Below are 23,751 nucleotides of genomic sequence, written 5' to 3' on the forward strand. Positions count from 1 at the left end.
AGCTACCCGCTCGCGTACTGGATCGCGTTCCGCGGCGGGCGCTGGAAGAACCTGTTCCTGCTGCTCGTGATTTCGCCCTTCTTCGTCACGTATCTGATCCGCACACTCGCGTGGGAGACGATTCTCTCGGACAACGGCCCGGTGGTCGGGTTCTTCCGCGCGATCCCGTTCGTGCCCGACGACTTCCGGCTGCTCGCCACGCCGGCCGCGGTCGTGTGCGGGCTGGTGTACAACTTCCTGCCGTTCATGGTGCTCCCGCTGTACGCGAGCCTGGAACGCCTGGACGGCAGGCTGTTGGAGGCCGCCGGCGATCTCTACGCCAGGCCGGTCACGGCGTTCCGCCGCGTGACGCTGCCGCTGTCCATGCCCGGGGTCATCGCGGGCACCCTGCTCACGTTCATCCCCGCGGCCGGCGACTACATCAACGCGGAGCTGCTCGGCACGCCCAACGAGTACATGATCGGCAACGTGATCGACTCGGCGTTCCTGGTGCGGCTGGACTACCCGCAGGCGGCGGCACTGTCGTTCCTGCTGATGGCCACGATCCTGGTGCTGGTGTTCGGCTACGTCCGCGCGGCCGGCACGGACGAGGTGGTCTGACATGCGGTTCTGGCGCTGGGTCGCGGACCACTGGGTGCTGGTCGTCGGCCTGCTCGTGCTCGCGTACCTGTTCCTGCCGATCGTCGTGGTGTTCCTGCTGTCGGTCAACCGGCCCACGAACCGGCTCTCCTACGACCTCTCTCCACACTGGACGATCGACTACTGGCTGCACCCGTTCGGCGCCGCGGGCATCGGTGACGCCTTGCGGGTCAGCGTCGGCATCGCGCTGGTCGCCACGCTCGTCGCCACCGTGCTCGGCACGCTGATGGCGTTCGCCCTGGCGCGGCACCGGTTCCGCGGCCGCGGCGTGACGAACGTGCTGATCTTCCTGCCGATGGCCACACCCGAGGTGGTGATGGGCTCGTCGCTGCTCGCGTTGTTCGTGACGATCCGGGTGCCGCTCGGGTTCTGGACCGTCGTGGTCGCGCACATCCTGTTCTGCCTGTCCTTCGTGGTGGTCACGGTGAAGGCGCGGCTCGCGACGCTGGACCCGAGCCTGCAGGAGGCGGCCATGGACCTGTACGCCACCGAGTGGCAGACGTTCCGGAAGGTCACGCTTCCCCTCGTGCTGCCCGGTATCGCGGCGGCGGCCCTGCTCTCGCTCTCCCTCTCCTTCGACGACTTCATCATCACGAACTTCAACTCGGGCACGACCGTCACGTTCCCCATGTACGTGTGGGGCGCGGCGCAGCGGGGGATTCCCCGGCAGGTCAACGTCATCGGCACGGCGGTGTTCCTGCTGGCGTTCGTGCTCGTGGTGATCGTCCAGCTACGCGGCCGGCGCAAGGCGCGGTTCGTATGAACGGAGCTTGCGGAGTGAGTCGTTGATGCGAACGGAGCTTGCGGAGTGAGTCGTTGATATGAACGGAGCTTGCGAGGGGACGCCATGAGGATCCTGCAGATCGGCGCCGGGGCGGTCGGCTCGGCGGCCGTGGCCATCGCGGCGCGCCGGAAGTTCTTCGAGTCCTACCTCGTCGCCGACTACTCGCCGGCCCGGGCGGAGGCCTGCGTGCCCGACGCCCGCTTCTCCTCGGTGACCGTGGACGCGTCGTCGTCCTCGGCGGTCGCCGAACTGTGCCGCGCGCACCGCATCACCCACGTGTTCAACGCCGTCGACCCGCGCTTCGTCATGCCGATCTTCGAGGGCGCGCTGGCCGCCGGTGCGCACTACCTGGACATGGCGATGTCACTGTCCACTCCGGACCCGTCGGCGCCGTACTCCCGCACCGGCGTGAAGCTCGGCGACGACCAGTTCGCGCAGGGCTCGCGGTGGGCCGACCGGGACCGCCTCGCGCTGGTGGGCATCGGCGTGGAACCGGGCCTCTCGGACGTCTTCGCCCGGTACGCCGCCGACCACCTGTTCTCCCGCGTCGACGAGATCGGCGTGCGTGACGGCGCGAACCTGGTCGTCGACGGCTACCACTTCGCGCCGACCTTCTCCATCTGGACGACCATCGAGGAGTGCCTCAACCCGCCGGTCATCTGGGAGGCCGACCGCGGCTGGTACACCACCGAGCCGTTCTCGGAGCCGGAGGTGTTCGACTTCCCCGAGGGTATCGGCCCGGTCGAGTGCGTGAACGTGGAGCACGAGGAGGTGCTGCTGATCCCGCGCTGGGTGCCGGCCCGCCGCGTGACGTTCAAGTACGGCCTGGGCAACGAGTTCATCGAGGTGCTGCGGACACTGCACAAGCTCGGGCTGTCGAGCGTGGAACCGGTGCGGGTCGGCGGCGTGTCGGTCTCGCCGCGGGACGTCGTGGCGGCGTGCCTGCCCGACCCGGCCGGGCTCGGGCCCCGCATGCGGGGCAAGACGTGCGCGGGCACATGGGTGCGCGGGCTCGACCTCGCGGGCGTGCCGCGCGAGGTGTACCTCTACCACGTCGTCGACAACGAGTGGTCCATGCGCGAGTACGGCCACCAGGCGGTCGCCTGGCAGACGGCGATCAACCCGGTGGTCGCGCTCGAGTTGCTGGCGTCGGGTGCGTGGTCGGGCACCGGCGTGCTCGGCCCGGAGGCGTTCGACGCGGTTCCCTTCCTGACCCTGCTGACCGAGTACGGCTCGCCCTGGGGGACAAGGGAGTAGAAATACGGGAGCCCTCCCGGCGCCGTCGTTCTACCGTTGGTGCTGACGGAAGGAGAGCACCCATGCTGAAACAACGGCTCCAGGCGAAGGCGATCCGGGAGCGGATGCTCCGCGAGCAGCGCGCCCGGCCGCCGGAACCCCGGAAGAAGGAACCGGAGAAGCCGCCCGACGATGAGGTTGTCGGGGACGTGGTCGTGCCGCTTCCGGCCGGGCCCTAACCGATGTTGTGCATCACGTGCTTGATGCGCGTGTAGTCCTCCAGCCCGTACATCGACAGGTCCTTGCCGTAGCCGGAGTGCTTGAACCCGCCGTGCGGCATCTCCGAGATGAACGGGATGTGCGTGTTGACCCACACGCACCCGAAGTCGAGTGCGGCCGTCATCCGCATCGCACGGCTGTGGTCCCTGGTCCAGACCGACGCCGCGAGGCCGTACTCGACGCCGTTCGCCCACGCGACGGCCTCGGCCTCGTCGCCGAAGCGCTGCACGGTGATGACCGGACCGAAGACCTCGTCCTGGATCAGCTCGTCGTCCTGCTGGAGGCCGGAGACCACCGTGGGGGCGTAGAAGTAGCCGCGGTCGCCGACCTGGGTGCCGCCGACCTCCAGCGACGCGTGGTCGGGGATCCGGTCCAGGAAGCCACGCACGCGGGCCAGCTGGTTCGCGCTGTTCAGCGGGCCGTAGAGGACGTCCGGATCCGAGGGCGGGCCCGTGCGGGTGTTGCGTGCCTGCTCGGCCAGTGCCGCGACCAGCTCGTCGTGCAGGCCCGGCGCCGCCAGCACCCGCGTCGCCGCCGTGCAGTCCTGGCCGGCGTTGAAGTAGCCGCCGACCGCGATCGCCTCGGCCGCCGCGGCGATGTCGGCGTCGTCGAAGACCACGCCCGGCGCCTTGCCACCCAGCTCGAGGTGTACCCGCTTCAGGTCCGCCGCCGCGGCGGTCGCCACCTCGCGACCCGCGCGCACCGACCCGGTGATCGACACGAGCTGCGGTGTCGGGTGCGCGACCAGCGCGCGACCGGTGTCGCGGTCGCCGCACAGCACGTTGAACACGCCGGCGGGGAAGAACTCGGCCGCGATCTCCGCCAGCAGCAGCGTCGAGAGGGGAGTGGTGTCCGACGGCTTCAGCACGACCGTGTTGCCGGCGGCGAGCGCGGGCGCGATCTTCCACACGGCCATCATGAGCGGGTAGTTCCACGGCGTGACCTGCGCGCACACCCCGATGGGCTCACGGCGGACGTAGCTGGTGTGCCCGGCCAGGTACTCGCCGGCCGACCTGCCCTCCAGCACGCGGGACGCGCCGGCGAAGAAGCGGAAGTGGTCGACACTCGGCGGCAGCTCCTCGTCGAGGGTCAGCTGTCGGGGTTTGCCGGTGTTCTGGCACTCCGCGTCGACCAGCTCCTCGGCCCGCGCCTCGATGGCGTCGGCGAACTTCAGCATGGCGAGCTGGCGTTGCTTGGGCTCGGTCGTGCGCCACTGCTCGAAGGCCGTGGCGGCCGCCCGCATCGCGGCGTCGACGTCCGCCGGCCCGGACAGCGGCGCGGACGCGAACACCTCGCCGGTGCTGGGGTCGACCACGTCGGTGTGACGACCGTCCGCCGGGTCGGTGTACGTGCCGTCGACGAAGTTCCGCAGTACACGCTTCTCGCTCATGTCTGCCATCTTCGCGACTGAATCCGCAGCGGACAAGGGCTTTGACGACTGTTTTCGGTGGTGTGCGGCCGGGCCGATTTCTGCTGGAAACCGGTCGCAGAGGCCGGCTTGATCGAGTAGATTCGAACATGTGATCGATACTGCACGACGTCTGGGGACCGTGTTGTTCATGATGGCGGCGATGGCCGTGGTCGCACCCGCGGCCGCGATGGAACCCGCGCGAAGCGGGTGTGAATGGGTGCCGGACCTGCTTCCGCTACCCACCGACACCGCCGGCGGCGAGGTGACAGCCGGCGACGGGAAGTGGTTCGCGGGCGACGGCTATGCCCCGGACGAGGGGCTCCTGTGGCAGGACGGCCGCCTCGTCGCGCACGAGCAGGCCTTCGGCCTGGAGACGAAGCTGAAGGCGGTCAACGCGTCCGGCGTCGCGGCGGGCGACGTGTACGGGACGGACGGGCGGTCCCACGCGGTCCGGTACGCGGGCGGCCGGTACGAGTACCTGCCGGAGACCGCGGCCCGGTCGGTCGCACTGGACGTCAACGACCGCGGGACGGTCGTCGGCTACGACGGGGCCGCCCTGGTGGTGTGGCCACCGAGCGGCCCGGCGCGGGTGCTGCCGATGCCACCGGGCGCCGCCCCGAACGGCAAGCCGTCGATCGACGAGGACGACACGGTCGTGGTGCGGACGGGAACCCTGGCGGACAGGACGATGCGGTGGCAGACGTACGCGTGGTCACCGTCGGGCACCCGCGTCCCACTCGCGGCGGGCGACGTCCGAGACGTGCGCGACGGCTGGGCGGTGGGCACGCTGGGCCAGTCCGTGGCGGTGGCGGCCGGTTGGTCGCTCGGTGGCGACCGGTCGCGGGCGTACGTGGGCGGGATCGACGCGGTGGCGGTGAACCGGACCGGGGTCGCGGTGGGCACCGGGACGGCCGGGGAACCGTTGCTGTGGTTCGGCTTGGTCCCGGTGCCGCTACCGGCGCCGCCGGGCTACTACCCGGGTCCGGCGACCGCCGTCAACGACACGCAGGCGGGTGGTTTCGTGTCCCCGCTGGACGACGCCGGCACTGTTCCGGTGCGGTGGTTCTGCCGGTAGCCGCGGGTCGTGTTCAGGACCGGGACCGGATGACCTGCGTGAACTTGTCGGCCAAGGCCATCGTCTCATCCACTTTGGGGTCGACGGCACGCATCAGGCTGGCGGTCAGCCAGCTGACGGCGAACGTGTAGAGCGAGCCCTGCGCGAAGGAGCCGAGATCGGGCAGGGTGAGCTGGACGGCGACGGCGACCGCCAGCGGGGCGACCGCGACCAGGGTCTTCGCCACGGCCCTGCTGATCGTCTTGATCCGTGTGCCGGTGAACTCGGGTTCGTCGTCCTTGACGAACCCGGCCCACCGCCGGGTGACCGCGGCATCGATGTCGTTGGTCAGGTGCCGGACCACGTCCTCGGGTGCGCCCTCGCGCAGGAGGACGGCGCGCTGCAGGCGGATCAGCGCGGCACGGATCCGGTCGAGCTCGGTACGAACCGAGGCATTGGTCGGCGCCGTGAAGACAGTGAGGGATGGGGCGACCGAGGTGTGCAGTAGCTCGATCGCCAGATCCAACCGCTGCGCGAGCCGTTGCAGTGTCGAGTGGTCCCGTGTCGCCCAGTCCAGGCCGGTGCCCAGGCGATGGCGTGGCGGCGTCCCGCACCGGAGGCGGTTGCGCAGCCACTTGCGCAGATCCCGCCGCTCCATCGCGAACGGCGCCTCGACCACACGCCACAGTGGGCCGAACTCCAGGTCGAACAACCCGTACAGCATGGTGGTGGCGATCTGGACATCCGGTTTGTCCGCGAACTCTTTCTTGATGGCCAACAGCAAGAGGTCACCGAGGACCATGAGCAGGAACAGGACACCGACACCGGCGAGGAACCCAGCGAGTCCGGCGGTGTTCCCCGCGCGGAGCCAGTCGGCGCCCGACGGCGCGGACACCTGCAGGACGGCGGCGACCCCGATGAGCAGAAGACTCAGGAAGGCGTACTGGAACCGGGGCGACTTGAGACGCATGGACGGAAGGACGACAACGAGAAGCAGATATCCGAGGACCAGAACGATCACAAGACCGGTCAGCCAGGCTGCGATCACCGCGGCCAGCGGATATCGCGGTCCGACGAGGTGGCGCACGGTGATGAATGGCGCGAACACAGTCGAGACCAGTGCGCCCGACCCGGCGCAGCCGATGGCACCGACCATGGTCCCGGCGGTGCCATCCTCCCTGGACAGCCAGGCCAGGAGAAACGCCAGCAGCCCGAATACACCAGCCAGCACACAGCCACTCACGTCGAAGGATCCGTAGGCCCACCGACACTCCGACATCGTGATGAGGAGGGTGATGGCGAGCGCTGCCCAGGACGCACCCGCCCTGGCACGGCAGGCAAGCGTGCCCAGGACCGTCATGAGCAGTAGCGTCCCGCTGAGGACGATCACCAGGGCGACCACCAGCGAGTGGGGATGACGCGGCGAAAAGAGCCATGCGACGGCGAAGTCGAGGGTGAACAGCGCGGTCAGCAGGACCAGACTGAGGTCGATGTCGCGGTCGGTGAGGAACGTGCGGGAGAAGGCATCACCACGGTCGGCCTGTGCGAACCAGGACTCCAGCAGCCGCGGATGACGCCGCCGGACGGATTTCGCGAACCGGCTCTCCAACAACGCCGCCGTCCGCACCTCGCTCGAGAAGACCTCCAGATACCGGTAGGTCGCCCTCATGCTCGACCACCCCGGTAGGTACAGGCGTGGCGCCGGGAGAAACTTGGGTACAGGCACGCGCCGCCCTTCCGGTTTCACCGAGTCGTCGGTACCTGTGTCGGACGGCTCCGGGGCACGTTACGCACGCGGTAGTTCGGACACGGTAACCCCGACGACCCGGGAGACCGGACACTGGTCCACGCGGACCACATCGAGTCCGCCCACGCCGGCATGCCGCCCTCCCGCCAGGCCGGCGAACCGGGGTCGTCCAGCGGACAGGACCGACCATTCCGCCGCGTGCGGGTCCGACAGATGTGACTTCGAGCCGAAGGGCCTTTCGTCTGCGGTGGGAGGCAGGTAAGACTGGGCAGGTCAGCATGTGAGACCCGGAGTAATACCCGGGGAAAAACCAACGTCCAGGCATGACGGCGGTATGCGTGCAGATTCCCTAGGTGGTGAGTTGGTTTCCCACAATAGGGGGTTGACAATTGTTTCCCTTGCGGCGCAACGGGTTGTGTACTCGCGTGGGGTAACTACCATTTGTTCCATGAGGCTGAGCACGCTGAGATGGCGCGTCTACGTCCTCGTGGGCGGCATGATGTCGCTGCTTCTCGTGACCCTTGTGACGACATGGCTCGGTACGCCGAGGTCGTCGGCGCATCTCGTTGCCGTGCCGGCCGCTGGGCTTGCCGTGGTTGCCGGGGTGGGGGCCGCTGTCGCGCTGCTGCGGTGGGTCGAGGCCAGTCGCGAACAAATGGTGCGGGAGAACCGGACGGCCGAGCAGTTGGTGCGGTTGCGGGAGGCGGACCGCATCGCGCAGGACCTCGGGGCTACGACGGTGCGGGATCTGTTCGGGATCAGTCTCGCGCTGCAGTCGGCGGCGGCGCGCAATCCGTCGGCGGCGCCGGCACTGCGGGCGGTCACGGCCGACGTGGACCGGGTGCTGCGGGAGATTCGTTCGCACGTCTTCAACTCCGACGCCGAACGCTCGATCGCCGACGTGCTCGCGGCGTTGGATCCCGAACTGCCGACCAGTCCCGAACTCGAGGGCGACGCCGGCCTGCCCGCGCCACCGGCGCTCGAGTCGCTGCTCTGCGAAGTGCTCCCGCAGTTCCCGAGCACGGTGCGCATCACGGTGACCGCGGCGGCCGGTGAGATGCGGCGCGTCCACATCACCGGCACGGCGCCGGACGACTCGACCGTCCTGAAGGAGACCGCCGCCGACCACGGCGCCACGACGACCTTCGAGCCGGACCACGTGACGGTGGAGTGGGCCGCGCCGTCGTAGCCGGTCCCGAAGACAGGTCCACGCCCGCGATGCGGGACACCCCGTGAGTGCGTGACTCGCGGGCGTTGGACATGCGAGAGCCCGGGCGTTGGGGCGCCCGGGCTTCCGCATGTGTGCGTCTCGGTCAGGGGCGGCGGATCGGGGGCAGCTCGTCGAAGGTCGGGGTCAGGCGGGCCAGGGGGAGACGCGCCGTCATGTCGCTGGGGGCCGGGCGCGGGGAGCGGCGGGCCATGCGCAGGCGCATCGCCTTCGTGGTCTGCGCCTCCAACTCCTTCGTGAACTTCAGCATCGCCACGGGGGCGTCCCAGCCGATCAGGCCCACCAGGTTGCCGCCGGTCACGTAGCCCGTCACGCGGCGGCCCACCTCCACCGGACCCGTCAGCAGCACCGTGTCCTTCGCCAGGGCGGGGGTACCGGCGCCCTGGATGCGCATGCCGTGCTGTTCGGTCCAGAAGCGGGGCAGGGGCGTGTACGGCTTCGCGTCCTGTTGACCCGCGAGTAGGTTCTCGGCGGCCGCCCGGCCCATCTCCACGGCGTTGAGCCAGTGTTCGACCCGGCGGGGCGCGGTGTCGAAGCGGAGGTTCGGCCAGCGCGCGGCGTCGCCGGCGACCACGATGTCCTGCGCGCCGATCGCGTGGCAGGTCGGGCCGCACATGATGCCGTCGTCCAGGATCAGGCCCGAGCCGCGCAGCCAGTTGACCGCCGGGACACTGCCCACCGCCAGCACGACGCTGCCGGCGAACACGACCTGACCGGTGTTCAGGTGCATCGCGATGCCGTCGGGCTGGAGCGCCCAGCGGCGTGCCCACGCCTGCGTCAGCACCTGCACGCCGTTCGCCTCGTGCAGGGCGCTGATCGTCTGGCTGAAGTCGCCACCGGGCACGTGCCGCAGCAGCGACGGGCCACGCACGATCATCGTCACGTCGCGGCCCATGCTGCGCACGGCCGACGCCAGCTCGCACGCCACGAAGCCGCCACCCAGGATCACCAGCGGGTGCCGGGTGCGGGACAGGTTCTTCTGCACGGCCACCGCGTCGGCGACCGTCCGCATGACGTGCACGCGCGGGTCGTGCCGGGGTGCGCCGGGCAGGTGCCGGGCCTGCGCGCCGGTCGCGATGATCAGGCCGTCGTACCGGATCTCCTCACCGCCCGGCAGGTGCAGCAGGTGCTCGTCCGGCTCGAGGTGCGACGCGCGCGTGTTGTAGCGCCAGGTCGCGTCCAGCTCCTCGAGCACCGGCAGCCGCAGGTCGCGCGGCCGCATCTTGCCGGTCAACAACGGCTTGATCAGGCCAGGCCGGTGGTAGGGCCGGTACGGTTCCTCACCGACGACGATGAGCTCGCCGCCGAACCCCCGTTCCCGCAACCGTTCCGCCGCCCGCAGCCCGGCCGGGCCGGCGCCGACGACGACGATCCGCTCCGCCATTGCTTATCTCTCCTCCAACTCGATCGCGAGCGTCGGGCAGCTGCGAACCGCCGCCTTGGCCGCGGCCAGCGCGTCCGGCGACACCGCGCGAATGTAGCGCAGGTTGCCGCTCGGGGTCAGCCGGAACAGCTGCGCCGCCTCCGCGGCACAGATGCCGTACCGGCGGCAGCGGTCGTTGTCCACGCTTATCCGGTACCTGCTGCTCACGTCGCCGCCTCTCCAGATCCTGGCCACCGGAACGCTCCGCGGGCCGCGCTCACGGCCCACCCTCCGCGAGTCCCGCCGCCTCGAGCGCCTTCGGCGGCACGACCCGCAGCAGGATCACCGCCACGGCCGGGATGAGCAGCGTCAGCCCGCCGAGGTACACCGTCGAGAGCGTGCCGCGGGCCAGGGCCTGGAAGAACGCGTGCAGCACGCCGAGCACGAACGCGGGGTAGGCCAGCCGGTGGATCCACAGCCAGCGCCAGTAGGTCGTCCACCGCTTCAGCCCCACCGCGATCGACGCCGCGAGCATCCCCTCGAAGGCCAGCGTGCCGAAGGTGTCCCGCAGCGGACCGGTGAACGGGATGATCACGTGCCCGAGCGGGAGCGGGTCGTCCAGCACGAGGAAGCCGATGCCGTGGACGAACGCGAACGCGAGGGTGATGGTCGCGAAGACCTGGTGGGACGCACGCAGGGCGTGCCGGCCCGTGAGCCGGTCGAACCAGCCCGTCGAGACCAACACGCCCCAGGTGAGGGTCAGGCACATGAGGGCGTACGCGAGCCGAGCCGAGAGGATCGACAGCTCGCGTACGCCGTCATCGTGGCCTGCGGCCGCGAGTCCTAGCATCGCCGTCCGGAGTTGATGCAGCTCACAACCTGGTTCATCAGCTGGTCTCCCATCACGTTCACGAAGTCATTGTGGTCGGTGATGGGAGAGTGCTTCTCATCGGGGAACGCGTCAAGAGCGAACAGCTTCCCACGCGGGAGGTTGTACTTCAGGGTGATCCGCAGCTGCGGGATGGCCTTGAAGCCCGCCGGGCAGTTGCCGGCCGCGTCCGCGAACGCGATGTGCGTGCGGTGGTTCGCACTGTCGGTGTTCCCGTCGTTGCAGCCGGGGAAGTCCGCGATCCGGACTGTCTGGCTGCCCCGCGGGCACAGCGGGTACTTCGCGGTGATCCGGTTCTCGAAGCCGGTGCAGGTCCACTTGGCGTTCTGGTTGGCGCCGGCCTGGGTGACCGACTTGGCGTTGCCGGTGAGAACCCGGAGGAACTGCGGCGCCGCCACGACCGGGCCCTTCGCGTTGCCGCGGAACTGGATGGACACCGAGGCCGGCAGGATCGGGTCGCCGATGTTGTGCGCGTTCAGCGGGTCGACCGCCTTCGAACCCTTGTTGCGGATGCGGATGATCGGCCAGAAGTACGCCGACTTGTCACCGTTGGTGCATGTCGTGCCACCCGCGGCGAGGCTCTCGTTGGTCGAGAAGCCGTCGGTGGTCAGGTTGCCGACGTAGTCGTGCGTGTGCTGCGCGCCGTTCACGTTGCCCGGTGCGGCGATCATGTTCGCCGAGTTGCCGTGGCCGTTCTGGTTGCGGCCGCAGTTCACGGTGAAGGTGCCGGTCGAGGCGCCGCGGCCGCGCTGGGTGCTCTGGTTCTGCCCGACGTTGGACGGGCGGACCTTGCGGATGTCGACGAAGTCCTGCGGGAACGGGCCGAGCTGGTCCTGGCAGGCCTGCCCACCCGGGAAGTTCTGCATGGCGTCGCCCGGCGGCACGGTCGGGGCCGTCTCCGAGGGAGCGGGGCCACCCTCGTCCGGCGCGCTCGTGGTCGTGCTCGGCTGGCTGCTCTTGCCGCCGCCGTTGCCCCGGCCGCCGCCGCCCCAGCCGTTCGAGCCGTTGCCCGGGTGGCCGTTCAGCGACAGCATCTTGTCGCCGGCGGCCCAGTGCTTCTTCGTCGTCGTGGTGGTGGTGTCCGTCGTCTCCGTCGTGTCCGGGATCGAGGTCCCGGTGTCCGTCGGGTCCGCGGTCGCCGTGTCCGTGTTCGTCGCCGTGTCGGTGTTCGTGGCGGAGGTGTCGGAAGCCGTCGCGGAGCCGGTGTCGGTGGGCGCGGTCTGCGTCGGAGCCGTGTTCGACTCCGTCGTCGTGGTGGTGGCGGACGCGCTGCCGCTGGCCGGTGGCGGGGCCGGCAGACACTCCTGGCTCGCCGCCGCGGGGTTCGGTTGGTCGGCGAACGCATTGCCGTAGATGCCGATGCCGACGGCGACACCGAGCGTCGTCACGGCAGCGACACCCGCGACGACCAGGCGTTTCCGGTTGTACTGCGGGTTCTTGTGTCGACCCATCGTTCGTTGCCTCGTTTCGTGTGTTGCTCGGGACTTCTCACCGCGAGCGGAGGTGGCGCATCGCGACGGGCGTTACCCCTGGTGTCGGGGTCGCCGGTCCCAGTGCGGTTGTGGTGGTGGACCCCGCGTGCGCCGGCTCCGGTGGCGCGTAGGCGGTGTCCGGCCGGGTGCTCTCCGTGCCGGTCAGATGGTCGACCACGTCGTTGTCGGGGGAAACGGACACGCGGACCCGCGCTTCGCTCGCGTACCGTCGGGGTTGTCGGGGGCTGGCCGGGACCGCCCAGGACCCGGTTGGCCGTCTGTCAACAAGGAATGCTTCGGCGGTGGAGGCCTCCACGCCGCGATCCGGCGGCACGGCGGGGGATGCGCTGCCGGGCAGCGGCGGGAGGCCGGGCACTGCTGGTGTGCTCACCCCGACGACCGCGTGGGCGACCGGGGTGGGCAGCGACGGCAGCGCCACCGCCACGATACGACCGAGGCGTTCTCCCTCCATTTCGGACTAAGCGTCGCCGGCGGCGGTGCGGGGACCAAGAGGGGCGGTCTCCGCGACCACCGCTTGCCGGTCGCATCGGGTGCTCATGGGTTTCCCTTTCTTGACAAGGAGTTCCTGTCCGGACACCTGTAGGGTGCGGTCACCAGCAAGTACGGACAACAAGAAATCACGGTTCAATCACGACCAGGAAACAAGTGTGACCTGGGTCACTCGACTTCGGCCGCCCGATAGGGCAAAGATGTGTCCCCGTGAGCCGGCGTCCAAGATTGGAAGCCGCCGGCGCGGACGACGTCTCGGACAGACATGAGGCGCTCATCAGAACTCTGTACAGAGAGTTCGGCGGAGCGTTGTTCGGTCACGTACTGTACCTGACCGGCAACGATCGGCAATGGGCTGAAGACGTAGTGCAGGAGACCCTGGTCCGCGCCTGGCGCAACGCGGATCGACTAGACCGCGAGTCCATTGGCGTACGCGCGTGGCTGTACACGGTCGCGCGCAACCTGGTCATCGACGGAAGGCGCAGCTCGAAGGTGCGTCCCAGGGAGGTCGACGCCGCACCGCTCGAGACGATGACCATCCCCGACGATTCGGAGAACTCCTTGTCTGCCATGGTGATCGCTGACGCCCTACAGGCGTTGAGCCCCAAGCACCGCGAGGCTCTCGCCGAGACCTACCTCCGCGACCGCACCATCGAGGAGGCGGCCAAGGTGCTCGGGGTGCCGCAGGGAACGGTCAAGTCCCGCGTCTACTACGCGTTGAAGGCGTTGCGGAACGCGCTCGAGGAGACCTGACAGTACCTACGGCGTAAGACATCTAGGCCGATCGGCCCCGTGATGGGCGGGCGCGATCGGCCTAGCGGCGCGCAAGCTCAGTGTGAGATGGCCTGCACCAACATCGGGAACGACCGGTGCAGCTCCCGCTCCCAGTAGGGCCACGCGTGATGTCCCGGGCCGTAGAAGTCGGTGCGCACCGCCACACCGAACCGCCGCAGCTGGTCCGCCACCGCGACCGACTGCTCACCGAGCAGCTGTTCCAGGCTGTCGAGACCGGAGTCCGGTGCGTCGAGCGGCCCCGGCTGCCCGTTCCCGCCCGAGATGAACACCTTCAGGCCGCGCAGGCGCGGCGCCAGGTCGAACGGGTCGTGCGCGGCCCAGACCTTCGCGTCCGCGACCGGGTCGCCCCACAGGGCCAGCGGATCGGCGCCCGTGCCCGCCACGATGTCGAGCACCACCTGGTAGCTCCGCTGCCCCTGGTAGGTCGGGTCCGCGACCCCGCTGAACGACGCGGCGGCGCGGAAGAACCCGGGGTGCCGGCCCGCGTAGGACAGGGCGCCGAAGCCGCCCATCGACAGCCCGGCCACCGCGCGCCGCGGCCCGGACCGGTAGTCGCGCTCGACGATCCGGCGCAGCTCGGTGAGGTGGAACGTCTCCCACCGCGGCCCGTCCTGCCAGTCGGAGTAGAACCCGGCCGGCCCCGCCTCGGGCATCACGATCAGGACGTCCGTGTGGGCGGACAACTCCGCCACGTCCGTCTTGTCCGTCCAGCTGCGGAAACCGGTGTCGCCGTCGCAGCAACCGTGGAGCAGGTAGAGCGTCGGCCACCGCCGCGCCGGGTAGCGGTCGTAGTCGGGTGGCAGCAGCAGGCGCACGCCGACGTCGTGGCCGACGGCCGGGGAGTGGACCGTCAGCTCGACCAGCCGGTCGTCGAGCCGAGTGGTCGAGACCACCCACGCGCCGGTGCGTTCCGCGGCGGCGGGCGGGGTGAAGAGCGTGCCGAAGACCAGCACCAGGGCCAGCAGGAACCCCTTGAACCGCACAGTGACCTCCCTTTCTCGCTGAGCAGCGCGGAGCGAGACATCGACTCCGTGTCACCTGCAGTCAACTCCCGCTCTCTCTCGGTGGTCAACAAACCGCTTGCCGATGCCGCCTAGGGTGGGTGGCGTGGAACGGATCCTTGTCACGGGCAGCGCGGGACACCTCGGTGAGGCGCTGGTCCGGGTCCTGTCGGCACGCGGGCACGACGTCGTCGGGCTGGACGTCCTGGCGTCGCCGTTCACCACGGTGGTCGGTTCGGTGGCCGACCGGGAGGTGGTGCGGTCGTGCCTGCGCGGGTCACCGCGGTGCTGCACCCGGCGACCCTGCACAAGCCGCACGTCGGCTCGCACGACCGGCAGGCGTTCGTCGACACCAACGTCACGGGCACGCTGGCGCTGTTGGAGGAGTCGGTCGCGGCCGGGGTGGAGCGCTTCGTGTTCACCAGCACGACCAGCGCGTTCGGCCGGGCGTTGACCGCCGGCACCGGCGCGACCTGGATCACCGAGGACGTCGTGCCGGTGCCGCGCAACATCTACGGGGTCACGAAGACGGCGGCGGAGAACCTCTGCGAGCTGGTGCACGCCGACCACGGCCTGCCGGTGGTGGTCCTGCGGACGTCCCGGTTCTTCCCGGAGCCGGACGACCGCGACGAGGTCCGCGAGGCCTACGCGGACGCGAACCTGAAGGCCAACGAGTACCTGTACCGGCGGGTGGACCTCCAGGACGTGGTCGACGCGCACCTGCTGGCGATGGCGAAGGCCCCGGCGATCGGCTTCGACCGGTTCATCGTGAGCGCGACCACCCCGTTCACGAGGGCCGACCTCGCCGAGCTGCGCGGCCGCGCGCCGGACGTGGTCGCCAGGCTCTTCCCGGCACAGCCCGCGGAGTACGCGCGGCGCGGCTGGCGCATGTTCGACGCGATCGACCGGGTGTACGTCAACGACCGGGCGCGCGAGGTGCTCGGCTGGACACCGCGGTACGACTTCGCGCACGTGCTGTCGGCGCTCGCGGCGGGGGAGGACTTCCGCAGCCCGCTGGCGCGGGCGGTCGGCGCGAAGGGCTACCACGCGGCGACGACCGGCGTGTACACGGTCCGCTGAACGAGAAGGGCGCCTCCCCGACGTCGGGGAGGCGCCCAGCTCTGGCGTGGTGTGACCCGTCAGCGCGTCACAGGTACTGGAAGCTCACGTCGGCGATGCCCGTCGAGTTCGAGTTCCGCAGGTGCCACTGGGTCTGCTCGCCGAACTGCACGACACCCGGGGTGTCGGTGTCGTTGCCGTCCCAGTCACCCGTGATCGGCCAGTGGTCCGGGATCGGGTTGCCGTAGACGAAGGCGAGGTCCGCCGGACCGGTCGTGTTCGAGTTCCGCAGGAACCAGGCGCCGTCGCGGACCAGGCCCGGGGTGTCGGTCCCGTTCCCGTTCCAGTCGCCCACCACCGGGAACCCGGTCTCGCCCTGCTCGCCGTACGTGAGGGGCACGTCCGCCGCGCCCGAGGAGTTGGAGTTCCGCAGCAGCCAGATGTTGTCGCGGACGAGGGCCGGCGTGTCGATGCCGTCCTCGTTCCAGTCGCCCACCACCGGGAAGCCCCACTCGTCGGTGTCGCCGTAGTTGAGGACCACGTCCGCTACCCCGCGGGTGTTGCTGTTCCGCAGGAACCAGGTGCCACCCCGGACCAGGCCGATGGTGTCGATGCCGTCCCCGTTCCAGTCACCGACCACCGGGAAGCCCTGCTCGCCCGGGTCGCCGAAGGTGAACTGCAGGTCCGGGTTGCCGGCGCTGTTCGAGTTCCGCAGCAACCACATGCCCGTGCCCAAGTCGAAGATGCCGGGCGTGTCCACGCCGTCGCCGTTCCAGTCTCCGGACAGCGCGACCCCGTTGCTGTACGACTGGATCCCGATGTCCTTGCGGTCGGGCGCGGCGGTGGCCTGCGTGGTGCCGAAGAGCAACACGGCTCCCACCGCCCCGAGCGCCATGGCCCCCAGTCGGGTGATTCTCATTGTCTCCCTTTCCCCCTTGCGTTTGTTTTGGGATTTCCAGTGATTTCGCCGCGGCTGGCCGCGCCGGTCCCCGACAGAACGCCTTCCGCGTCTCGGAAAAACCCGGAAGGCGTCCAGCTCTTTTGCTCAACGACCCGTCGGCGGTCAGAAGTAGGTGAAGGTGATCTCGCCGAAGCCGGTCGTGTTCGAGTTGCGCAGGTTCCACAGAGCGGGGTCCTGCGTGAAATCGACGACACCCGGGGTGTTGGTCCTGTTGCCGTCCCAGTCACCGGTGACGGGCCAGTGGGCCGGCCACGGGTTGCCGTAGCTGAAGGTCACGTTCGCGAGGCCGCCGGAATTGGCGTCCCGCAGGAGCCATACGCCGTCGCGGACCAGGCCCGGCGTGTCGGAGCCGTTGCCGTCCCAGTCGCCGGCCACCGGAATGCCGACCTCGTTCTGGTCGCCGTAGGTGAAGCGCGCGTCCGCGCCACCCGTGGTGTTGGAGTCGCGCAGGAACCACTGGTTGTCCCGGACCAGGCCCGGGGTGTCGACGCCGTCACCGTTCCAGTCGCCGGTCACCGGGAAGCCCTGCTCGCCCGGGTCGCCGTACCGGAAGACCACGTCGGCGACGGGGAAGCCGAGGAAGTTGGACAGGAACCAGGTGTCGCCGCGGACGAGGCCGACGGTGTCGACGCCGTCGCCGTTCCAGTCGCCGACCACGGGGAAGCCCTGCTCGTCGGGATCGCCGAACTGGAACGAGATCTCCGGGGAGCCGGAGGTGTTCGAGTTCCGCAGGCGCCAGGCGCCGCCGCCGACGTAGAGCCCGGGTGTGTCGATGCCGTCGCCGTTCCAGTCCCCGGTGAGCGTGACCCCGGTGCTGGAGAGGATCGCCGGGTCGTTCCGGTCGGGGGTGGCGGTCGCCGTCGTGGCGCTCAGGAGGAGTGCGGTCGCCGCCGCGCCGATCGCGACGGCACCCGGTCGAGGTACCTTCATTGTTTTCGAGCCCCCATGAAATCGTTCTCCGCGCAGAAGAACGCGCTCGATACCCCGACTTTTGCGAGCAACCGTCAACTGGCTGCGCCCCCAGCTGATTGTCCAAAGTGTCGCGATAGCCAAACCTACCGCACGGCTTTGGTGACGTCAACGAAATCGTACTTCGAGTAACGCGTGATCTTTTCGGCGGCGCCGGCGGCCGAAATTGGTGGTGATCGTGCGCAGGATTAATTTGCGTGTTTCGGTGCATCGGAGCAATGCGAACCATTCGGCCGTTCAGACACGGCGCATTCCGCCAACCGGCCGCCGGTCAGCTGGCAAACGGGGACGCTTCCACCGGTCACGGCCGGCCGGTAGCTTGCCGACATGGCCTTTTCCACCCTGCGCCAGGTTGCTTCGGTCCTGGTGGTGACCGCGCTCGCCGGGTTGGCGATCACGCCGGCGACCGCGGCCGCCGCGCCCCGCCCACCGCACATCCAGGGCACGCGGACGGTGCCCGTCTACGACTACGCCAACGCCATCCGGGAGAGCGTCTGGGTCACCACCCGGCTCGACAACGACGGCGACGGCGTGCCCGACAAGGTGGCCGTCGACCTCGTGCGGCCGAGGGAGGCGGCGGCCGGCAGGGTACCGGTGATCATGGACGCCTCACCGTACTACCAGTGCTGCGGCCGGGGTAACGAGAGCGAGGTCAAGCAGTACGCCGCCGACGGCACGGTGACGAAGTTCCCGCTCTTCTACGACAACTACTTCGTGCCGCGCGGCTACGCGTTCGCCGCCGTCGACTTCAACGGCACCAGCCGGTCGACCGGCTGCGGCGACGTCGGCGGCCGGGAGGAGATCGAGGGCGTCCGGGCCGTCATCGACTGGCTGGGCGGGCGGGCCAAGGCCGCCTACGCGGACGGCACCCCGGCCCGCGCCACCTGGACCAGCGGCAAGGTCGGCATGATCGGCAAGTCGTGGGACGGCAGCGTGGCCAACGGCGTCGCGGCCACCGGTGTCGAGGGCCTGAAGACGATCGTGCCGATCTCGGCCATCTCCAGCTGGTATGACTACTACCGCGACAACGGCGCCCTCTACACCGTCGACGGCGGCGCGGACTGGCTGTCCGGCTACGTGAACGGCCGCCCGGCGGAGGTGTGCCAGCCGGTCCGGGACGCGATCCGCGCCGGCGAGGACAACGTCACCGGCAGCTACAACGCCTTCTGGGCCGAGCGGAACTTCGTGCCGGACGCCCGCAGGGTGAAGGCGAGCGTGTTCGTGGTGCACGGCGTCAACGACCAGAACGTCGAGCCGAAGCACTTCGCCCAGTGGTGGGACGCCCTGGGTCGCAACCACGTCCAGCGCAAGATCTGGCTGAGCCAGGAGGGCCACGTCGACCCGTTCGACTTCCGCCGCGCGGAGTGGGTGGAAACCCTGCACCGCTGGTTCGACTACTGGCTGCAGGACCTGCCGAACGGCATCATGCACGAGCCGACTGCCACCATCGAGCGCGCGCCGGACGTCTGGGTGAACGAGCCGAGCTGGCCGGCCCGCGGCGCCTTCACGCTGCCGGTGTCGCTCGGTGCCGGCGACGGCACCACCGGCACCCTGGGCCTCGCTCCCACCCGGAACGCCGTCCGGACCATCGTGGACAACCCGGCGCTCGGTGAGCGGGACGCGATCGCGAACCCGAACACCGCGGTGAACGGCCGGGCGGTGTTCCTGTCCGCGCCGTTGCCGAGGGACCTGCGGATCAGCGGCACCACGACAATCTCGCTGCGGGTCAAGGTCGACAGGCCGAACACCGAGCTGTCCGCCCGGCTCGTCGACTACGGCACCGCGACCCGCGTCAACTACCAGGGCGGCGGTGAAGGCATCCGCACCCTGAGCACGGAGTCCTGCTACGGCGCGTCGACGAGTACCGACGACTCCTGCTATCGGGACACCGCCAAGGACCTGGTCACCGCCGACGCCGCCGTCCTGACGCGCGGCTGGGTCGACGCGGCGCACCGCGACTCGCTGTCCAACCCGACACCGCTGCGGCCGGACCGCTGGTACACGGTGAACTTCGACCTGATGGCCCACGACGCCGTGCTGCCGGCCGGCCGCGTGCTGGGCCTGGTCCTGACGGTGTCCGACGCCCGGTCCACGGTGCCGACCAGCACGGGCGCGACGGTCCAGCTCGACCTGGACCACAGCCGGCTGGGCCTGCCCGTGTCCCTGGCCCCGGGCGCGACGGCCCTCACCGAGACGACGGTGGCGCCGCGGCTCTCGGCCACCCGGGTCCTGGGGGTCGAGGAGAGCGACCGCGACCTCAAGCGGGTTCCGCTCGGTTGAGTTCCTGGCGTGCCCGGGTCCTTCCCGAGTGGGGGAGGGCCCGGGCACAGTCGTTCGGCGGCCCTGGTCCGGAGTGGACGGACCCGCCCTGAGGGGAGGTAGGGCGGGTCCGTCCGGTCAGGTGGCTCACATGGTCGGCATCAGGACCGAGTCGATCAGGTAGACGGTCGCGTTGGCGGTGTGCACGCCACCGCAGATCACGTTGGCGCCGTTGACCTTCAGGTTGTCACCGGAGCCGGAGACGGTGACCTTGCCACCCTCCACAGTGGTCTGCTCGCCGTCGATGGCGTCGGGCGCGACCTGACCGGGCACCACGTGGTAGGTCAGGATCCTGGTGAGCAGGTCAGAGTCCGTCTTCAGCTTGTCGACGGTGCCGGCGTCGATCTTCGCGAACGCGTCGTCGACCGGGGCGAACACGGTGAACTCGCTGCCGTTGAGTGTATCCACGAGGTTGACGTTGGGGTTGAGTTTTCCCGACACCGCCGACACGAGCGTCGTGAGCAGCGGGTTGTTGCTGGCCGCCACGGCGACCGGGTCGGCGGCCATCCCCGCCACCGAACCGGGTCCGCTCGGCACCTGCTGCGCGTAGCCGGCGCAGCCGGAACCGACCAGGTCGGCGGCCGGGTCGGCCATGCCGGTCGACTCGGACGTGGACGTCGTGGACTTCGTCGACTCGGGCGCGGACGTCGACGGCTCCTCCGAGCTGCCGCACGCGGCGCCGAGGAAGGCGATCAACGCGATGCCGGTGGCGAGCGTGCCGCGACGAATGGTGCGCTTCATCAGTGGTCTCCCTGGGGTTGTCCTGCGAACGCCGGTACTTCGGGGACCTCCCCGGGACCGGATGGGTCCGTGACCCAAACGTTACCGAGCAATCCGAACCCGGACCCGCGCCGAACCCGGGAGGTACCACGACCCGGGGAGGCACCCGTGCTCACTCTCGCTCTGATCGGACTCATCGGCGGTCTCGTCACCGGGATCTCGCCGTGCATACTGCCGGTGCTACCGGTGCTGTTCTTCTCGTCCGTCGACAAAGGACAGACGCGGTCCCGGCCGTTCCTCGTGATCGCGGGGCTCGTCGTGAGCTTCACGCTCGTCACGCTGTTCGGGTCGCTGCTGCTGTCGGTGCTCGGGCTGCCGCAGGACGTGCTGCGCTGGGCCGGTCTCGTGGTGCTCGCGCTCATCGGGGTCGGCCTGATCGTGCCGAGGTTCGAGCACCTGCTGGAAAAACCGTTCACCTGGATCCCGCAACGCCGTCCGGACGCGGCGAAGAGCGGGTTCCCGCTGGGGTTGGCGCTCGGTGCCGTCTACGTTCCCTGCGCGGGACCCATTCTCGCGGCCATCACCGTCGCCGGCTCGACCGGACAGGTCGGTGTGGACACCGTCGTGCTGACCGTGACGTTCGCGTTCGGCGCCGCCGTGCCACTGCTGGTGTTCGCGCTCGCCGGGCGCGGGGTCGCGCAGCGGGTGCGGTCTTTTCGCAAGCGGCAGCGCGGAGTTCGCGTCACGGCCGGCGTCGTGATGCTCGCACTGGCGGTCGGGTTGGTGTTCGACCTGCCCCAGCTGTTGCAGCGCACGGTGCCGGACTACACCGCGGGTCTGCAGGAGCGGATCAACGGCAACGAGCAGGTGCGGCAGGCGCTGAACCTCGGCGGCCTGGTGAACGAGCAGAACAAGGACCTGGACAGGTGCTCGGCGAGCGCGACGACCCTCGAGCGCTGCGGCACCGCACCGGACATCCGCGGCGTGCGGCAGTGGCTGAACGGCGCACCGGTCGACCTGAAGTCGTTGCGCGGCAAGGTGGTCCTGCTCGACTTCTGGGCGTACTCGTGCATCAACTGCCAGCGCTCGCTCCCGCACGTGACGGCGTGGGACGCCGCCTACCGGGACGCCGGCCTCCAGGTGATCGGCATCCACGCGCCCGAGTACGCGTTCGAGAAGGACCCCGGCAACGTCGCCGACGCGATCGGGCGGTTCGGCATCCGCTACCCGGTCGCGCTCGACAACTCCCTCGCCACGTGGACCAACTACCGCAACCGGTACTGGCCGGCGCACTACCTCATCGACGCCACCGGCACCGTGCGGCACATCAGGTTCGGCGAAGGTGACTACGGCACAACGGAAAAGCTGATGCGCGAGCTGCTGCGGGCCGCCAACCCCTCGGCGGCGCTGCCGCCGCCGACGGACACCGCCGACGACACGCCGGACACCGCGGCCATCACCCGCGAGACCTACCTGGGCACCACGAAGAAGGTGAACTTCGCCGGCGGTGAGAAGTACCGCACCGGCACGTTCCGGTTCCCCGCCCGCCAGCCGGGGGACAGCTTCGCGCTCGACGGTGACTGGACACTGGCCACCCAGAACGTCACCCCGAGCGGGCGTTCGGCACGCATCCGGCTGAGCTACCGGGCGAAGGAGGCCCGCATGGTGCTGTCCGGCACCGGCACGGTCACCGTCGGCGACACGGTCATCGAGGTGTCCGGTACGCCCCGGTCCTACCGGCTGCTGTCCACCGGGGACGTGCGGGCCGGAACGCTGGTCGCGACCGTGAGCGGGGGCGTGCGGGCCTATTCGTTCACCTTCGGTTGACGCGCCGTTCGCCATGGGCGACTAGAAAGCGGCCATGACGAACGAGCGGGTCAACAGGCGGACGGTGTTGCGGGCGGGTGCGGTCGGCGCGGGGGTCCTCGCGGCAGGGGTCGCCGTGCCCGGGGTCGCACTGGCGACCGGGCAGCGGCCGGTCCTCACGCACGGCGTGCAGACCGGGGACGTGACCACCGACGGCGCCATCGTGTGGACCAGGGCCGACCGCCCGGCCCGCATGCTCGTCGAGGTCTCCTACGACGAGAGCTTCCGGCGAGCCCGGCGGATCCCCGGCCCGCTGCTCACCCCCGGGACCGGCGGCACCGGCAGGCTGCGGGTCACCGACCTCGCGCCCGGCCGGACGGTGCACTACCGCGTCACCGCGGAGGACCTGGACGGACGCGCCCGCAGCGCGCCGCTCACCGGCACGTTCCGCACCGCGCCGGTGGGCCGGGAGAGCGTCCGGTTCACGTGGTCCGGCGACGTGGCCGGGCAGGGCTGGGGCATCAACCCGGACATCGGCGGCATGACCGCCTACCGGTCGATGCTGCGGCGCGACCCGGACTTCTTCCTGCACAGCGGCGACACGGTGTACGCCGACGGCGTCATCGAGGAGTCGGTGACGCTGCCCGACGGTCGCGTCTGGCGCAACGTCGTCACGCCGGAGAAGTCGAAGGTCGCCGAGACGCTGGACGAGTACCGCGGCCAGTTCGCCTACAACCTCCTGGACGACAACGTCCGCGCGTTCGCCGCGCGGGTGCCCGCCTACGTGCAGTGGGACGACCACGAGGTCCTCAACAACTGGTACCCCGGCGAGATCCTGGACCTGCCGCAGTACACGGAGAAGCGGGTCGACGTGCTCGCCGCCCGCGCGTTCCGGGCGTTCCACGAGTGGCAGCCGATCGACCGGCGCCGCGCGGTCGACGGGCGGGTGTACCGCGGCTTCTCCTATGGCCGGCACGTCGACGTGTTCGTGCTGGACATGCGCACCTACAAGGACCCCAACGACGGCAACGTCTACACCGACCCGCGGCGCGGCCTGCTCGGCGCCGAGCAGCGCGGCTGGCTCATCCGCGAGCTGGCCCGCTCCCGGGCGACCTGGAAGGTGATCGCCAACGACCTGCCGCTCGGCCTGATCGTCCCGGACGCGCCCGGCACGTACGAGGGCGTCGCGCAGGGGGCGCCGGGTGCGCCGCTCGGCCGGGAACTGGAGTTCGCCGAGATCCTGCGCACCGCGCACCGCACCGGCGTCACCGGGATCGTGCTGCTCACCGCCGACGTGCACTACACCGCGGCGCACTACTACGACCCGGCCCGCGCGGCCGTCGGCGACTTCACCCCGTTCTGGGAGTTCGTGTCCGGGCCGGCCAACGCGGGTGCCTACGGGCCGAACACGCTGGACCCGACGTTCGGCCCGGTGGCCGTGTTCGTACACGCGCCGCCGCGCCCCAACGCCTCCCCGGCCGAGGGCTACCAGCACTTCGGCCAGGTCGA

The 23,751-nt window shown here is 70.0% G+C and carries 22 protein-coding genes and 1 pseudogene; 12 read left to right on the forward strand and 11 right to left on the reverse strand.

What is annotated here, in order from left to right; all coding sequences use genetic code 11:
* The 4 genes from ACJ73U_RS44565 to ACJ73U_RS44580 all read left to right on the forward strand — a co-directional run.
* Positions 1 to 600: ABC transporter permease (locus ACJ73U_RS44565; RefSeq protein WP_407783844.1), on the forward strand; the 600-nt coding region annotated here is incomplete at its 5' end.
* Position 601: 1 nt separating this feature from the next.
* Positions 602 to 1,402 (forward strand): ABC transporter permease, encoded by an 801-nt coding sequence (locus ACJ73U_RS44570; RefSeq protein WP_407783845.1) that lies wholly within the window; start codon positions 602 to 604, stop codon positions 1,400 to 1,402.
* A gap of 84 nt (positions 1,403 to 1,486) precedes the next feature.
* Positions 1,487 to 2,680 (forward strand): saccharopine dehydrogenase family protein, encoded by a 1,194-nt coding sequence (locus ACJ73U_RS44575; RefSeq protein ID WP_407783846.1) that lies wholly within the window; start codon positions 1,487 to 1,489, stop codon positions 2,678 to 2,680.
* A gap of 62 nt (positions 2,681 to 2,742) precedes the next feature.
* Positions 2,743 to 2,898, forward strand: coding sequence for a hypothetical protein (locus ACJ73U_RS44580; protein ID WP_407783847.1), 156 nt, complete (start codon positions 2,743 to 2,745; stop codon positions 2,896 to 2,898).
* Here the strand turns inward: ACJ73U_RS44580 and ACJ73U_RS44585 are convergent.
* Entirely contained in the window at positions 2,895 to 4,328 is a 1,434-nt protein-coding gene (locus ACJ73U_RS44585; RefSeq protein WP_407783848.1) for a gamma-aminobutyraldehyde dehydrogenase, read from the reverse strand. The two genes, ACJ73U_RS44580 and ACJ73U_RS44585, sit on opposite strands and share 4 nt — an antisense overlap.
* A 169-nt stretch (positions 4,329 to 4,497) precedes the next feature.
* Here ACJ73U_RS44585 and ACJ73U_RS44590 point away from each other — a divergent pair, with 169 nt between their 5' ends.
* Entirely contained in the window at positions 4,498 to 5,424 is a 927-nt protein-coding gene (locus tag ACJ73U_RS44590) for a hypothetical protein (RefSeq protein ID WP_407783849.1), read from the forward strand.
* Positions 5,425 to 5,437: 13 nt separating this feature from the next.
* Here ACJ73U_RS44590 and ACJ73U_RS44595 read toward each other — a convergent pair whose 3' ends face one another.
* The gene (locus ACJ73U_RS44595; RefSeq protein WP_407783850.1) at positions 5,438 to 7,072 is read right to left on the reverse strand and encodes a hypothetical protein; all 1,635 of its coding nucleotides are present in this window, start codon (positions 7,070 to 7,072) and stop codon (positions 5,438 to 5,440) included.
* A gap of 526 nt (positions 7,073 to 7,598) precedes the next feature.
* Here ACJ73U_RS44595 and ACJ73U_RS44600 point away from each other — a divergent pair.
* Positions 7,599 to 8,339, forward strand: a complete 741-nt coding sequence (locus tag ACJ73U_RS44600) for a hypothetical protein (protein WP_407783851.1) — start codon at positions 7,599 to 7,601, stop codon at positions 8,337 to 8,339.
* A 124-nt stretch (positions 8,340 to 8,463) separates the two neighbouring features.
* Here the strand turns inward: ACJ73U_RS44600 and ACJ73U_RS44605 are convergent, their stop codons facing one another.
* The 5 genes from ACJ73U_RS44605 to ACJ73U_RS44625 are packed head-to-tail and all read right to left on the reverse strand — an operon-like array spanning position 8,464 to position 12,547.
* Positions 8,464 to 9,762 (reverse strand): NAD(P)/FAD-dependent oxidoreductase, encoded by a 1,299-nt coding sequence (locus ACJ73U_RS44605; RefSeq protein WP_407783852.1) that lies wholly within the window; start codon positions 9,760 to 9,762, stop codon positions 8,464 to 8,466.
* A gap of 3 nt (positions 9,763 to 9,765) precedes the next feature.
* Positions 9,766 to 9,969 (reverse strand): ferredoxin, encoded by a 204-nt coding sequence (locus ACJ73U_RS44610; protein WP_407783853.1) that lies wholly within the window; start codon positions 9,967 to 9,969, stop codon positions 9,766 to 9,768.
* Positions 9,970 to 10,018: 49 nt separating this feature from the next.
* Positions 10,019 to 10,591: a ferric reductase-like transmembrane domain-containing protein gene (locus ACJ73U_RS44615; protein ID WP_407783854.1), complete on the reverse strand. Its 573-nt coding sequence runs from the start codon at positions 10,589 to 10,591 to the stop codon at positions 10,019 to 10,021.
* Positions 10,585 to 12,081 carry a DUF1996 domain-containing protein gene (locus tag ACJ73U_RS44620; RefSeq protein ID WP_407783855.1) on the reverse strand — a complete coding sequence of 499 codons (1,497 nt, stop codon included), beginning with the start codon at positions 12,079 to 12,081 and terminating at the stop codon, positions 10,585 to 10,587. The genes ACJ73U_RS44615 and ACJ73U_RS44620 overlap by 7 nt, the downstream gene beginning before the upstream one ends.
* 37 nt (positions 12,082 to 12,118) lie before the next feature.
* A complete protein-coding gene (locus tag ACJ73U_RS44625; RefSeq protein ID WP_407783856.1) occupies positions 12,119 to 12,547 on the reverse strand; it encodes a hypothetical protein in 429 nt (142 codons plus the stop codon).
* Positions 12,548 to 12,840: 293 nt separating this feature from the next.
* On the opposite strand from ACJ73U_RS44625, the gene ACJ73U_RS44630 reads away from it, so the two are divergent.
* Positions 12,841 to 13,365 (forward strand): sigma-70 family RNA polymerase sigma factor, encoded by a 525-nt coding sequence (locus ACJ73U_RS44630; RefSeq protein ID WP_407783857.1) that lies wholly within the window; start codon positions 12,841 to 12,843, stop codon positions 13,363 to 13,365.
* Positions 13,366 to 13,442: 77 nt separating this feature from the next.
* Here ACJ73U_RS44630 and ACJ73U_RS44635 read toward each other — a convergent pair whose 3' ends face one another.
* Positions 13,443 to 14,390 (reverse strand): alpha/beta hydrolase, encoded by a 948-nt coding sequence (locus tag ACJ73U_RS44635; protein WP_407783858.1) that lies wholly within the window; start codon positions 14,388 to 14,390, stop codon positions 13,443 to 13,445.
* Between the two features lie 103 nt (positions 14,391 to 14,493).
* On the opposite strand from ACJ73U_RS44635, the pseudogene ACJ73U_RS44640 reads away from it, so the two are divergent.
* Both ACJ73U_RS44640 and ACJ73U_RS44645 read left to right on the forward strand, forming a co-directional pair.
* Positions 14,494 to 14,583 (forward strand): annotated as a pseudogene (locus ACJ73U_RS44640) (hypothetical protein); the annotation flags it as partial.
* A gap of 89 nt (positions 14,584 to 14,672) precedes the next feature.
* Entirely contained in the window at positions 14,673 to 15,488 is an 816-nt protein-coding gene (locus ACJ73U_RS44645) for an NAD-dependent epimerase/dehydratase family protein (RefSeq protein ID WP_407783859.1), read from the forward strand.
* A 67-nt stretch (positions 15,489 to 15,555) separates the two neighbouring features.
* On the opposite strand, the gene ACJ73U_RS44650 is transcribed toward ACJ73U_RS44645, so the two are convergent.
* A complete protein-coding gene (locus ACJ73U_RS44650; protein WP_407783860.1) occupies positions 15,556 to 16,386 on the reverse strand; it encodes a hypothetical protein in 831 nt (276 codons plus the stop codon).
* Positions 16,387 to 16,530: 144 nt separating this feature from the next.
* Positions 16,531 to 17,358: a hypothetical protein gene (locus ACJ73U_RS44655; protein WP_407783861.1), complete on the reverse strand. Its 828-nt coding sequence runs from the start codon at positions 17,356 to 17,358 to the stop codon at positions 16,531 to 16,533.
* 366 nt (positions 17,359 to 17,724) lie between these two features.
* Between ACJ73U_RS44655 and ACJ73U_RS44660 the strand changes: the two genes are divergently transcribed.
* Entirely contained in the window at positions 17,725 to 19,677 is a 1,953-nt protein-coding gene (locus tag ACJ73U_RS44660) for a Xaa-Pro dipeptidyl-peptidase (protein ID WP_407783862.1), read from the forward strand.
* Between the two features lie 126 nt (positions 19,678 to 19,803).
* Here the strand turns inward: ACJ73U_RS44660 and ACJ73U_RS44665 are convergent, their stop codons facing one another.
* Positions 19,804 to 20,457, reverse strand: a complete 654-nt coding sequence (locus tag ACJ73U_RS44665) for a fasciclin domain-containing protein (protein WP_407783863.1) — start codon at positions 20,455 to 20,457, stop codon at positions 19,804 to 19,806.
* 147 nt (positions 20,458 to 20,604) lie between these two features.
* Between ACJ73U_RS44665 and ACJ73U_RS44670 the strand changes: the two genes are divergently transcribed.
* Together ACJ73U_RS44670 and ACJ73U_RS44675 are read left to right on the forward strand one after the other, a co-directional pair.
* Positions 20,605 to 22,263, forward strand: coding sequence for a cytochrome c biogenesis protein DipZ (locus tag ACJ73U_RS44670; protein ID WP_407783864.1), 1,659 nt, complete (start codon positions 20,605 to 20,607; stop codon positions 22,261 to 22,263).
* A gap of 34 nt (positions 22,264 to 22,297) precedes the next feature.
* On the forward strand, positions 22,298 to 23,751 hold a 1,454-nt coding region (locus ACJ73U_RS44675), incomplete at its 3' end, for an alkaline phosphatase D family protein (protein WP_407783865.1).

Source organism: Actinophytocola sp., from assembly GCF_045807065.1.
Lineage (GTDB): Bacteria > Actinomycetota > Actinomycetes > Mycobacteriales > Pseudonocardiaceae > Actinophytocola.

Bases quoted from the DNA above. Each gene is read 5' to 3' on its own strand.
- ACJ73U_RS44595 (WP_407783850.1), bottom strand. From the start codon at position 7,072: ATGAGGGCGACCTACCGGTATCTGGAGGTCTTCTCGAGCGAGGTGCGG.
- ACJ73U_RS44585 (WP_407783848.1), bottom strand. From the start codon at position 4,328: ATGAGCGAGAAGCGTGTACTGCGGAACTTCGTCGACGGCACGTACACC.
- ACJ73U_RS44570 (WP_407783845.1), top strand. From the start codon at position 602: ATGCGGTTCTGGCGCTGGGTCGCGGACCACTGGGTGCTGGTCGTCGGC.
- ACJ73U_RS44575 (WP_407783846.1), top strand. From the start codon at position 1,487: ATGAGGATCCTGCAGATCGGCGCCGGGGCGGTCGGCTCGGCGGCCGTG.
- ACJ73U_RS44600 (WP_407783851.1), top strand. From the start codon at position 7,599: ATGAGGCTGAGCACGCTGAGATGGCGCGTCTACGTCCTCGTGGGCGGC.
- ACJ73U_RS44665 (WP_407783863.1), bottom strand. From the start codon at position 20,457: ATGAAGCGCACCATTCGTCGCGGCACGCTCGCCACCGGCATCGCGTTG.
- ACJ73U_RS44660 (WP_407783862.1), top strand. From the start codon at position 17,725: ATGGCCTTTTCCACCCTGCGCCAGGTTGCTTCGGTCCTGGTGGTGACC.
- ACJ73U_RS44650 (WP_407783860.1), bottom strand. From the start codon at position 16,386: ATGAGAATCACCCGACTGGGGGCCATGGCGCTCGGGGCGGTGGGAGCC.
- ACJ73U_RS44580 (WP_407783847.1), top strand. From the start codon at position 2,743: ATGCTGAAACAACGGCTCCAGGCGAAGGCGATCCGGGAGCGGATGCTC.
- ACJ73U_RS44605 (WP_407783852.1), bottom strand. From the start codon at position 9,762: ATGGCGGAGCGGATCGTCGTCGTCGGCGCCGGCCCGGCCGGGCTGCGG.
- ACJ73U_RS44590 (WP_407783849.1), top strand. From the start codon at position 4,498: ATGATGGCGGCGATGGCCGTGGTCGCACCCGCGGCCGCGATGGAACCC.
- ACJ73U_RS44620 (WP_407783855.1), bottom strand. From the start codon at position 12,081: ATGGGTCGACACAAGAACCCGCAGTACAACCGGAAACGCCTGGTCGTC.
- ACJ73U_RS44615 (WP_407783854.1), bottom strand. From the start codon at position 10,591: ATGCTAGGACTCGCGGCCGCAGGCCACGATGACGGCGTACGCGAGCTG.
- ACJ73U_RS44655 (WP_407783861.1), bottom strand. From the start codon at position 17,358: ATGAAGGTACCTCGACCGGGTGCCGTCGCGATCGGCGCGGCGGCGACC.